Annotated in this window: 11 protein-coding genes; 2 read left to right on the top strand and 9 right to left on the bottom strand. The window is 34.9% G+C overall.

Annotation, left to right across the window (positions count from 1 at the left end):
* Positions 1 to 1,082: glycosyltransferase family 87 protein (locus CY0110_RS26590; RefSeq protein ID WP_008278754.1), on the bottom strand; the 1,082-nt coding region annotated here is incomplete at its 3' end.
* A gap of 142 nt (positions 1,083 to 1,224) precedes the next feature.
* On the opposite strand from CY0110_RS26590, the gene CY0110_RS26585 reads away from it, so the two are divergent.
* Complete coding sequence (locus tag CY0110_RS26585; protein WP_008278753.1) at positions 1,225 to 2,772, top strand: glycosyltransferase family 39 protein; 1,548 nt, start codon at positions 1,225 to 1,227, stop codon at positions 2,770 to 2,772.
* A gap of 10 nt (positions 2,773 to 2,782) precedes the next feature.
* Here the strand turns inward: CY0110_RS26585 and CY0110_RS26580 are convergent, their stop codons facing one another.
* The 8 genes from CY0110_RS26580 to CY0110_RS26545 form a co-directional block, all read right to left on the bottom strand.
* Positions 2,783 to 3,034, bottom strand: coding sequence for a hypothetical protein (locus CY0110_RS26580; RefSeq protein WP_008278752.1), 252 nt, complete (start codon positions 3,032 to 3,034; stop codon positions 2,783 to 2,785).
* Between the two features lie 43 nt (positions 3,035 to 3,077).
* The gene (locus tag CY0110_RS26575; RefSeq protein WP_008278751.1) at positions 3,078 to 3,848 is read right to left on the bottom strand and encodes a hypothetical protein; all 771 of its coding nucleotides are present in this window, start codon (positions 3,846 to 3,848) and stop codon (positions 3,078 to 3,080) included.
* 80 nt (positions 3,849 to 3,928) lie between these two features.
* Complete coding sequence (locus CY0110_RS26570; protein ID WP_008278750.1) at positions 3,929 to 4,279, bottom strand: Mo-dependent nitrogenase C-terminal domain-containing protein; 351 nt, start codon at positions 4,277 to 4,279, stop codon at positions 3,929 to 3,931.
* Positions 4,280 to 4,741: 462 nt separating this feature from the next.
* On the bottom strand, positions 4,742 to 4,939 hold the full coding sequence (locus tag CY0110_RS26565) for a hypothetical protein (protein ID WP_008278749.1): 198 nt from the start codon (positions 4,937 to 4,939) through the stop codon (positions 4,742 to 4,744).
* A gap of 102 nt (positions 4,940 to 5,041) precedes the next feature.
* Positions 5,042 to 5,605: a peptide deformylase gene (gene def, locus CY0110_RS26560; RefSeq protein ID WP_008278748.1), complete on the bottom strand. Its 564-nt coding sequence runs from the start codon at positions 5,603 to 5,605 to the stop codon at positions 5,042 to 5,044.
* Positions 5,606 to 5,896: 291 nt separating this feature from the next.
* Positions 5,897 to 6,751 carry an LEVG family PEP-CTERM protein gene (locus CY0110_RS26555; protein WP_008278747.1) on the bottom strand — a complete coding sequence of 285 codons (855 nt, stop codon included), beginning with the start codon at positions 6,749 to 6,751 and terminating at the stop codon, positions 5,897 to 5,899.
* A 142-nt stretch (positions 6,752 to 6,893) separates the two neighbouring features.
* Positions 6,894 to 8,906, bottom strand: coding sequence for an acylase (locus CY0110_RS26550; RefSeq protein WP_456297544.1), 2,013 nt, complete (start codon positions 8,904 to 8,906; stop codon positions 6,894 to 6,896).
* Positions 8,907 to 9,099: 193 nt separating this feature from the next.
* The gene (locus tag CY0110_RS26545) at positions 9,100 to 9,888 is read right to left on the bottom strand and encodes an ABC transporter permease (RefSeq protein ID WP_008278745.1); all 789 of its coding nucleotides are present in this window, start codon (positions 9,886 to 9,888) and stop codon (positions 9,100 to 9,102) included.
* A 355-nt stretch (positions 9,889 to 10,243) separates the two neighbouring features.
* On the opposite strand from CY0110_RS26545, the gene CY0110_RS26540 reads away from it, so the two are divergent.
* A partial coding sequence (locus CY0110_RS26540; protein WP_008278744.1) for a hypothetical protein occupies positions 10,244 to 11,370 on the top strand: 1,127 nt, incomplete at its 3' end.

Below are 11,370 nucleotides of genomic sequence, written 5' to 3'. Positions count from 1 at the left end.
CTATATCGAAAAGGTAAATATAATGAGGCTATAACAATGGGTAGAAAAATAACAAAATCATAAACGTGTATAGGCATCAAAAATCCTGTAGCTATTACAGTGAGTATAATAGAGCCTATCTGAAAAAAGTTAGGTTTTGATCCATCAAAACCTAACTTTATCAAAGAATTTGTGCGACCTCGACTAATCAAAAATCCACATAATGTGCCTAATATTACACCAAAAAGAGCCATTATTTTTGAAGATACTTGAATGGACAAAAAATAGTCGATTAAATGAACTAATCCTGTTAAATCTGGGGGTTGATTAACTTTTTCCTGAGAATAGGCTGATAAATTAGTTAAAAAACCTTGGATGTTTTCTGATAGTCCAGTTTGGTAGAATGCTAAAGCCGATGCTAACGTAATTAATACAATACTCCCTGCAACTATTCTATGATGTCCTGCAAAAAACAAAGCTGTTAAAATAACTATAGCGATTTGAGGTTTTATTGATAATAAATAGCCTCCAACTATTCCCAATATAAGATAGTTTTGACAAGCTCCATATAAAATTAAAACAAGTCCTAACACGCAAATAATAGAGGTTTGTCCTAAAGAAAAGACGATAAGAGTTGATTGTAATAAACAGCAATAGGAAGCTCCTATCCAAAATCTTATATCTTTCCAAAAATTTAATTTCACTTTATAATTTTTTATCCATAGCCCAGTCATGATAATTATGATAATCAAAGATGAGTAATTGATAACTCGCCATAACAATTCCGCTATTTTAAAAGGGAATATTGCTAAAAACATTAATATTGGAGCAAAATGAGGTGGATAAGCCCAGTTAGGTTTTTCATAACCGAAAAAACTTTTGTATTCACTAACCCATATCATGTTGTCGTAAGGGTTTTTTCCTTCGCCCCAAAGTTTTCCTGCTAACCATAAGAAACGAAAATCTAACCCTTGAGCATCAGGAACTTTGATGAATACTTTTGTTGTTAAATATATCAAGCTCAAACAAAATACAATAATCGCAAGTATCAGTAACCCATTTCTAGTTAACTTGTTGCTCTTAAAATTGTAGAATAAACGCATTTATTTTTTATTTATGTAAGAGGTAATATTTAGTATATTCGATCAATAAATAAAAACTCAATGTAATATACTATCCTGAGCTTCTATAACTCAATGTATGTTATTCTATATGCTTAGTTTTTTTTTGGCAAGGAGTAAATAAATGTTTAAATCCTGGTGGTCTTACTTAATAGTTCTGATAATTATAATTGGTGTGTTTTGTCGTATCATTAATCTTGACATAAAAGCTTATTGGTATGATGAAACCTTTACATCCCTTCAGCTTTCGGGTTATAGCAGTGAAGAAGTTACCAATCAAATTCTCAATGGAGATGAGATCGGAATTGAAGAATTGCAGCAATACCAAAATCCACAAGAAGATTCTCAAAAAACTGTTGTTGATACGGTTAAAAGAATCGCCATTGTTGAACCACAATTGACCCCACTTTATTTTATTTTACTGCGATTTTGGACACAGTGCTTTGGTAATTCTATTACAGTAATCCGCAGTTTATCTGTGGTATTTAGCTTGTTAACATTGCCTCTAATGTATTGGTTGGCACAAGAATTATTTCAGTCTCGTATAATATCTTTAATGTCAGTGGGATTATTGAGTATTTCTCCTATTCATGTTCTTTATGCTCAAGAAGCACGGCCTTATAGTTTATATACCTTAGCCACTTTATTATCATCTGTTTTATTTTTACGGGCTATTAAACTAAAGAGTTATCAAAGCTGGTTTTTATACGCTATTTCAGTTACGTTCGGATTATATTCCTTTTTTCTGACTTGTTTAGTTTATTTTTCTCATGGTATATATATAATCTTAACAGAAGGTTTACGCTTAACAAAAAATCTACGAAGATATGTAGCTTCAATGATATTTGGAATCGTTGCTTTTATTCCTTGGCTATATCTTGTCATCCAAGGTAAAGAAGGTATCCAGAAAACTTTTTCTGCTGATAAGATGTCAATGGCTAGATATTTAATTAAATGGATTAGAAGTTTAACTTTATTTTTTGTCGATTTTGATCTCGATCCAAGCAGTCCCAAAGTTTATTTAATTCCTTTTTCTTTCCTTCTGTTATTGATTATTGGTTTAATTTTTTATTCTTTTTACTTTTTGTATCTTAATGGAGATAAAATCAGTCGTACTTTTATTTTTAGCTCTTTTTTTGTTCCTTTGATTTCTCTATTTGTAATTGACCTATTATTAGGGACAAATAGAATCACTGTAACCCGATATCTGATTCCTTATTTTATTGGTGTCCATTTAGCAGTTGCTTATCTCTTGGTTAGGAAAAATTTCCAGATTTCCCTACAGACTGGAAAACAAATATTCTGGAGGTTTATTCTTGTCTTTGTTGTGTCTTTGGGTGTCATTTCCTCTACTATGATTGCTAATGCTCAGGTTTGGTGGAATAAAGATCCCCAAAATATAAATCATGAATTAGCCACGATGATCAATAAATCTTCCCAGCCCCTTATTGTCAGTGATGTTTGGTTCCCTAATGTAATTTCTTTGAGCCATTTGCTTGATCCTAAAGTTAAGTTTCAGTTAGTTGTAGAACCTGATGTTCCATTAATAAAGGAAGGATACAGCGACATCTTTTTGTATCAACCCTCTGAAAATCTCAAGACTCAGCTAAGTGAAGACTATCAACTAGAAGCGGTTAGAAAACCTCTATTATGGAAATTGTCATCAGATTAACACCTTTTGTTTAAGCCCGTTCTACACTACCAAAGAATACAGGTTCAACCCGAATCGCCATAATACTTGAGGGACGAACCACCATATATTCTCCCTGAATGTTTTTGATAGGAACATTGATGAATTGGTCAGAATCAAAATTAGGAACAATTTCGCTACTATACCATTTTTGAAAGTCTTGAATTTCAGCAAAACGCACTTCTTCACGGTGGCCACTAGAAAGGAATAAGTGTACGGCGTATTCGTCAGCTTTTCTGGGCATAATTAAGGCTCCTAGATACTTTCTTATTTCCTATTATCCGTGACTAAGGGGCTAATTTGAAGCGTTGTAATAAAGCTTCGATGACTTGGGGTAAGGTTTGAGATAAGTCTTCAGGTGTTTTAAATTCCAGTTGTTGATGAGAGGGGAGATCAAAGGGCCATTGTCCTGAACAGTCAGATCGTTGTTGATAGAGTAATAAGATTTGTCCCCCTCGTTTATTTTGTAAGGCGTATCCGAGTTCTGTACAAATATAAGGACTAGGAATTAAACGAGACGTTTCTTCTTGTTTGATTTGAGTAATAGGAGTCCCGTCAACCACTAATAATAAACTTTTTCGCAGTTTCCGCAGTTGACTGTCACTGAGTCGTAAGGGAGTATCTGGGGGACGAGGAGTAACCTCTAGCTTGAGGGGATAACGCGATCGCTGATTATACTGCTTGATAGCATCTTCTAAGACAGATTGAATCGTTTTACTAGAGTGGGGATATTCTGTCTGTCCACTGAAAAAGATGATCGGTTCTAAGGTTGCTGCAATGTCCTGCTTACTCAGATACAATTCTTGGGAGACAAGATCGAGGTTGGCGATGGTATAACCGCCACTACCTTCTATATAGAATTCTACGGCTTCCCCTTCTAAATAACGTTGAAACCACTCAGACTGTTGAATGACTTCTTTGTCGTCCAAAAAGTCGGCTCTCAGGGCAGATTTTAGTAAACTATTCCGATTTAACCGTAAGTCTGGGGGACGCTGAATGACATCCCGTAACGGTTCATATTGCCCTAAATACCATGCTTTCAGGGGAATAATTGCCATAGTTGTTCTCGCTCCCAAGAATGTGTAACTATAGGCATAGTACACTATTTGAAAAAATTTGGGTACATTAGTATCACTTATTAACAGTATTGACTAATATCTTCTCCCCATTCCTCAGCGAGATAACAAAGAGCGCGGAAGCGTAATGACATTAAGTCTTCGTATAGGGGATTGAGTTTACATAGAGGGGGAATACTAACTAATACGTAACCAAAAAACTCAATTTTTCGTTCAAAAGGACATTGAGCCGGGATCAGACGGCAGACACGGTGAGCAAAGGTGCGATCGCTAATTTCTTGTTGCTCTAGGCGATTTCGTAAGGATTGTAACATTCTTGATCCTGGAGATTTGAACCATTTAGAAATAGAAACAGGCTCATAAGATCCACAGCCTAAGACGAAATTCTTTATGGTATAATATGTTACATTCATAATGTATTCCTTATTACTTTAATAAGGCAATAGTTGTGATAAAGAAATAGAATTTGTCAATGATTCCGTAATAAGTTCGAGGGTTTAGGGAAAAATGCCAGGAATATGATAGACAAAAGTTTTAATCTTAGGTTAATCTTATCTGATTTATTTTTTCTATCTTGATGAAAATTTACAAGTAAAATTCATGATAGTTATTCAGATTGATTAACCTAACATTGTTATCATAACTGACCTAGCAAGGGGTTATTTGGAAAAAAAGTTGAAGAATCATTACATTCCCTTGCCTTTATCATCCCCATTATGCGTTACCAAGAAATCAGAATGATTGCGGGATTTTAAAAAATTATCTATGTGAGTGTCCGTAATAATCCTGAGACGGGAGAAACCATTACTTAATAATCCTATCGGACACCTTAGTTTTAATAAAAAAACCAATTTTTTCTTTAACCAATAACTGTATTATTTCATATTTGCCCTAGTATCTTGTACAGCTACGACAAAAAACAAGATAGTTAGGGGAATACTTAAAGCTAAAATGACTCCGGTTTTGAAATTTCCTAAATCGGGAGTTCCTGATGATAATTCAAATATAGACCCAACACCAGCAATAGCTGTAATACATGATCCTAATAAAAATACACCGCTTTTTGGGGTCACAATTTTTACTCCTTACCTGAAACAATCATTAATGTTAATAATTCTGCACATGAACTAAGCGATTCTTCAGAAGAAGACCGCTAGAGATTGATTAATTCTTTATCATTTTACAGGTTTAACGGCTCCTCTTGAAAACCCTTTTTCTTGCAATTTTTCCGTTAAAGCCAAATCATTTTCAACGCGATCAACGAACATAACCCCATTCAAGTGATCCATTTCGTGTTGAATAACTCGTGCTAATAAATCAGTGGCTTGAATTTTCCGAGGTTTTCCTTGTTCATCTTTAAAAGAAACCTCGATAGTTTTTGGTCGTGTCACATCTAAGTAGACTCCGGGGATACTGAGACATCCCTCTTCTACCACACATAATTCTTCAGAAACACGGGTAATTTTGGGATTAATTAAAATTAAAGGCGGATTCTCAGGGTTATCAGGTTCACAGTCAATAACGATTAATTGTTTATGAATAGCCACTTGTGGTGCAGCTAAACCAATACCATGAGAACTATACATGGTTTGCAGCATTTCCTTGGCCAATTTGCGAATACTGTCATCTACTTTAGTGATGCGCTTAGCTGGTTGACGGAGAGCGCGATCGCCGAGAACATGAATATCTAAAGGAGGATTGTCTAATTTTTCTTTTTCGACTGTAATTACACTCGTCATAGGAAGTTGGAGACGATAAATAACAATAACTTTACTGGTTAGTTACATCTTAACAAAAATCTTGACCCGTTCCTTATTTGTTGACTACTTTATTAAGAGTATAAAAATCACTTAGAAAATTTTTTGTATATTAACATCGCCAGAATTCTTTATGGTCTTAAATTAGATATTAGATAAAAACCAGAGTTAAGAGATGATAGCTGGATGGGGATAGTAAATCTCTACTCATTAGAGTTTCAAAGGATTCAAAAAGCAAGTTGATGAGACAAAAAAGTTAAAATTCAGGAAAACCTAAGCTTTATTTTCTTTATTGGAGGATTTAGCTAGTTTTTTCTTGAAGAAACCACCAAAACCCATAGCAGCACCGGCTCCTAAAATGGTCAAGGGTTCAGGAACAGCAGCGGGATTTCCACTGTTAGGTGGTGTCTCTAGTTGGAAATCAACACCATCACCTGTTGAATTAGGCTTATCGAAGCCTAACGTGAGAGTAATAAAGCTAACATTACCCCAAGTTTGTTTACGAATGTTGCTATCGGGGCCTGCGGGTACAGGGTTAAATCCTGAGAGAAGGGTTGCTCCAGCGTTAACACCGGTAACGCCAAAAGAGTTAGTCCCGTCATCTACCCCTGTCTCACCATTTCTTTCTGTATCAAAATAATGGACTGTTAATTCGGGAATAATCTGAGCAAACTCGAATCTGAAAGTCCCCACTTCTAATTGACCGTTTTCTTCATTGACTTCTGAGGGGCGGAACCAATATCCACTGGGATTTGTCCCTCTATCTCCTGCTCCAAAAGAGACAACACCTCCACCATAACTACTCGCAGTTAATAAGTTGTCTACGAAAAGACGACTTTGTTCACCACTACTATTATCTGAGAGACTGACAACTGAAGAAATAAGTCCAGCAGTTGAAGTAGTCAAATTAATACAAGTAGGAGAGCTATTCCCATCTAAACAGCTAAAATTACTGCCGTTAAAGTCTCCAAGTCCATTATTTAAGAAAATTTCCCCTTCTTGTTGAGGAACCAGAGAGACTTGAGCAGACACTTGAGAAACGAAAACAGTATTAACACCAATGGTAGTTACTCCTGTTACAGCTAGAGGAAGTAAATACTGAGATAACAATTGTTTATGTAGACTCATGGCTAGATTTAGTTAGTTAAATGTACTGACACTTCCATTAAAAGCCACAATCTAGGAATATGGTGTTAGCCCAAGGTATAACTTCATGTATAACTTCGTGTATAACTTTTGAAGGGTGTTTGTGAGTAATTTTGTCTATCTATCAAAGAATTTCCTCTAATTCTAAATTTTGTTCAACCATAGGGCGATCGCGCCAAATGGGGCGCATTTTCCCTTGTTGGTATAAGGATAGTTGATCCCCTCTATGGGGTGAATTGGGTTGAGTGGCGTTACCATAAACAGTTAATCCTTGGGCTTGAATAGGGTCAGAAAATTCTACGGCCATCATGAAACTGTCCCCAAAAACCACTTGAAATGTCTTATCTTGGGCTGCTTGTATCCCTAACACCTGAAAACTTCCTAATTTCCCAGGTCCTCCCCTAGCGGGTACGTCTTGCTCTCCTATGCGCATTCTGACAACTTCTCCCCAGGGAACATCTAGGGAACCGTACAATAATTCTACCTGTGCTGCGATCCCTTCTAAAACAGCGACTGCGGTGTTAATATCAGCTAATCCTGTCGGGGTATCTAAAGGGGTTTCGGGGTTCCAGGGTTTGGAAAAGAGTCCTTTTGATTCTAAGGTCGTTGCCCATAACATAAAGAGTACCGCACCGCGACTGTCGGGGTTAGTTTGACGATCCCATTTATCCAGAACCTCTGCTGCTTCTATTCCGATAGGGTTAGCTAATGCTTTGGTGGTGGAAATAAGAATATCTAACAGGCGATCGCTGATCAGTAATTTTGATGAGAATTTTTTGTTAATTACGTCTTCTAAACTGAGTTGATCAGACTCTGTTAATAACTCAATTGAACGCTGCGATCGCAAAATATCGGTTACTTGTCCTAAGTATTTTGGGGCAAAGTAAGGGGGAAAGTCTTCTGGATTTAACATAGGAGGATTAGTGCTAGTCCAAGGGGGATCATTGGTATTTTGTAACCAGCCATTTTCAGGATTAACAATACGAGGTAATTGTTCATATTCATGATAATTTTCCCATAAGGTTTCTGAGGTATCTCCTGAGATAATGCCTCCCCAATTTTCCCAGTTTCCTTGGGAACGAATGGGAATTAAACCATTAAAAACATACATAATATTATCTTGTTTATCGGCATAGACGATATTGAATAAAGGGAGTTGTAATTGTTGTAAAGCTGTTTCAAATTGGTTCAAATTCTGAGCCTGTCCCATGTTCCATAATTGTTCTAAACTTTCGGGACGATCTAACCCTGCGACTCTCAAGGCATAACCGATATTTTCTTGTTGTTCAATAATTACGCCATGAATCGATTGTTTGATACCTATTTGTAATTCTGTAAAGCTTCCATCAGGTTGACGAATTTTGATGCTCTCTATCTCTTGTTTTAAGGATTTTGTTTCTCCATTAAATTGATAATTTTCTTCTTGCAGTTTTAATTTATAAATATCGGCATTATCGATAGGATTAACAGTTACTGTCCAGCCTAAATTATCATTAAAACCAATAGCTAATGCAGGCATTCCTACCAGAGTTGCGCCATATAAATTGAGATTTGGGGCTGTTAAGTGTGCTTCGTACCAGAGATAGAAATCTGACCAGGGTAAATGGGGATTCGCTAATAAAATTGAATGATTATTTAAGGCTTTTTGAGGTGCGATCGCCCAAGCATTGGAACCAGCTTGTGAGGGTAAATTTTGCAAGGCTTTAATCTCTTGAGGTTTCGTTAAAAAATGGAAATAAATAACCCGTTGAAAATGTCCTAAGATATCGGTTCCTGTAATGGGTAAAACTTGTTTTAAATCTTCTTCAATTTGGTCAGGATATTGTTGAATATAATCATTAATTCCTTGGGCAAAACTATCTAAATAGGTTTGCATTTCTGGACTTTGTTTTTCATACCATTGTTGCGCTCTTTTCGGAATTCCCATTGTTCTGACATATTGATCAGATTCTAGATAATTAATGCCCCAGTATTCTGCTGCTTTTCCCCTGGCTTGTCCGTATAATTTTAATAGTAAGTTACCATGACTTTTGGTTTGAGACCAGCCAAATGCTTTAAATAGACTTATATTATTCGAGGCATAAATATGAGGAACTCCCCAGGTATCCCAAAGTATTTCTGTAGAATTTTGGCTCATAATAGAAAGATTAAAAATAAACAATATTACTAATAAAGTTGTTAAAAAAATAGTAATGATTTTTTTCATTTAATTATATATAGTGTTGACAAATGAAGTGTGAAAATTTACTCCTGACTTACTAAACTAGCCAGTTTACAACTCAAATGAAAACGGGATATTTATAGCTTTTGACTTTTGACTTTTGATTTGATTATGCTCCCATTCCTGAATACTGCTTTAAACCCTTTTTCCATAGCCAACGGTTGAGAACAAAAAATATTGTAATCCAGGTTAACATAATGATAAAACTTAGTGTAATATCAAGGGAACGATTAATAAATAAAGAGGCTGGAAAATAAACAGTGTAAGGAAAAGGTGTTAATAAAACAATATCTCGAATACTAGGGGGAAATACATCTAAAGGGGCTGTTATTCCTGACAAAAAAATGTCAAATAAAAACCAAAATTGCTGAATTGAACTAGCCCGTTCTATCCAAAAACAAAACATGGCTAAAGTATATTGAATAATAAACCTTAATGTGAACGATAAAATAACTGCCATTAGTCCTAAGATAATGTTGCTTACCTTGGGTATCCAAATGGCTTGAGGATATAACCAAAAGAATAATAAGGTAATCAAAATAGCAATAGGAAATCGGGTGATTTTCTCAGCAATATGTCTGGCTACATGATACCAAGCTGGATCAACTGGATATAATAGTTTAAAAGATAATTTCCCTTCGATTACTTCTTTTTCAAAATCCCAAATGACCCAAACATTGGTAAATTGACGCACTTGAAAAACACAGAAAAAATAACGAGCAAATTCTACTGAACTTAAAGAAAAATTTCCCCCTTGAGCAGCTTGTATCCATACTCCCATTAAAATGATCGGAAGGGAACCTGAAAGCACCCAAAAGAAGATTTCTGCTCGATACTCTAACATATGAGCATAATATACCGAAAGAAAAGAGACTATTTTTTTAATTAACCAGGGCATAAGTACAAAAAAACTAAATTAGTCTCATTTTCAGAGAATTATCAGAAAAATTGACTGCCATAAAGAGTTTATGGTTGTTAGCGGGTATCCTAATAACATCGTTAACAGATAAGGAGAGACGTTTCTCTTGATTTGATTAACACCTTGAAGATACTCAAGCCTCTATGATAAAAGCTTTTGTCAGCTTTGGCTACCTATTTAATCGATAGTTATATACCTAACGTTTTTGTACTCTGCTGGGTGATTTTCTATAAAAATAGCCACAATAACCTATATTACAACTTCTAAGGTTCATAGAAGTTAAAAAAGCTGCTCTCACATTTAGAAATAAGTTTGATAGATTAGGATTAATTTTATGTCACAGTCGGTTTCTTCCTCATCCAATAAAATTCTGTTAGATAAATTTTTAAAAGCAGTTAAGCAGAAAGCAGAGAATAGTGATAATTATGATACGAACAAAGCATTAAATCCTGAGTTATTATCAGATATCGAAAATTTTCCTCAACTGTTAAATGATATTCTTATAGAACTAAAAAGTCATAAAATTCATGTTTCTAATGCAAGAATGATTGCTGCTACTGCTTGTGAGTTATTAGAAATCTACACTTTAAATCATATTTATAAAAAAGGAGAGGAAGAAAACTTAAAACAAGTTATAAAATTATTGGGATTTTTAATTGTTGGAGCTATTAAGACCCCAATTCAGCAACATGAACCTTCCCTAAAACTAGAATCTAGTGTTGAAACTGAATCATCTCAAGACTTAATGTTTGAAAATAATTTAGATGATTCTCCTAGTTCGTCTTTTATAACAACTCAGAATTTACCAAAACCTAATGAAATATTCGTTAGTTCCAATGTCGATAATGAAGAAAAATATAGTGTAATTGCCTTGAAAATTGTTAATAGGCTGTTTGCAAAGAAAAACTTGGACTTAACAACAGTATTAAGAATTTCATCTTTTTACTGTGTTGACTGGAACTATATTCAAAGCAACAGAGCAACTAAATGTCAAAGTTTTACTCGCTTACAAAAAGTATTACTTTCCCTTGGTTTTGATGATAGTCGAAGTAGCTATAAAAAAGCAGTCAAAATTTTAGAACAATTAGGAGTCAAAGAGATACTAGGATTAGCTGAATTTCAATATCGTAGACAGAACTATATTCAATTAAAGTCGAAACTTCTAGAGAGTTATAATCCCTTAGATAACTCTGAACATTATTCTCCGTTAGAATTGCTCAAAAACAATTTATTAAATGCTTACCAGAAATTAAAAAATTCTAGACATTCTATCGTATCGACGGGGAATAGAGGGGAGAGTCAACTAGATTTTGACTCTCAGGAAATGGTGTATTGGAATTATGATAAAGCACAATGGGGAAATACTGAAAAACGCTTGATGATTTTTCGGACATTAGTTAATATTTGTTGTGATGCAATGTACCGCAATTATCGTGTTAAATCTAATCTAGTTAATGGTGT

Origin of the sequence: Crocosphaera chwakensis CCY0110 (genome assembly GCF_000169335.1) — a bacterium.
GTDB classification, from domain to species: Bacteria; Cyanobacteriota; Cyanobacteriia; order Cyanobacteriales; family Microcystaceae; genus Crocosphaera; species Crocosphaera chwakensis.
The sequence above is the reverse complement of the archived record's forward strand: the minus strand, read 5'-3'. Positions and strand labels throughout refer to the sequence as shown.

Bases quoted from the DNA above. Each gene is read 5' to 3' on its own strand.
- CY0110_RS26585 (WP_008278753.1), top strand. From the start codon at position 1,225: ATGTTTAAATCCTGGTGGTCTTACTTAATAGTTCTGATAATTATAATT.
- CY0110_RS26580 (WP_008278752.1), bottom strand. From the start codon at position 3,034: ATGCCCAGAAAAGCTGACGAATACGCCGTACACTTATTCCTTTCTAGT.
- CY0110_RS26575 (WP_008278751.1), bottom strand. From the start codon at position 3,848: ATGGCAATTATTCCCCTGAAAGCATGGTATTTAGGGCAATATGAACCG.
- CY0110_RS26570 (WP_008278750.1), bottom strand. From the start codon at position 4,279: ATGAATGTAACATATTATACCATAAAGAATTTCGTCTTAGGCTGTGGA.
- def (WP_008278748.1), bottom strand. From the start codon at position 5,605: ATGACGAGTGTAATTACAGTCGAAAAAGAAAAATTAGACAATCCTCCT.
- CY0110_RS26555 (WP_008278747.1), bottom strand. From the start codon at position 6,751: ATGAGTCTACATAAACAATTGTTATCTCAGTATTTACTTCCTCTAGCT.
- CY0110_RS26550 (WP_456297544.1), bottom strand. From the start codon at position 8,906: ATGAGCCAAAATTCTACAGAAATACTTTGGGATACCTGGGGAGTTCCT.
- CY0110_RS26545 (WP_008278745.1), bottom strand. From the start codon at position 9,888: ATGCCCTGGTTAATTAAAAAAATAGTCTCTTTTCTTTCGGTATATTAT.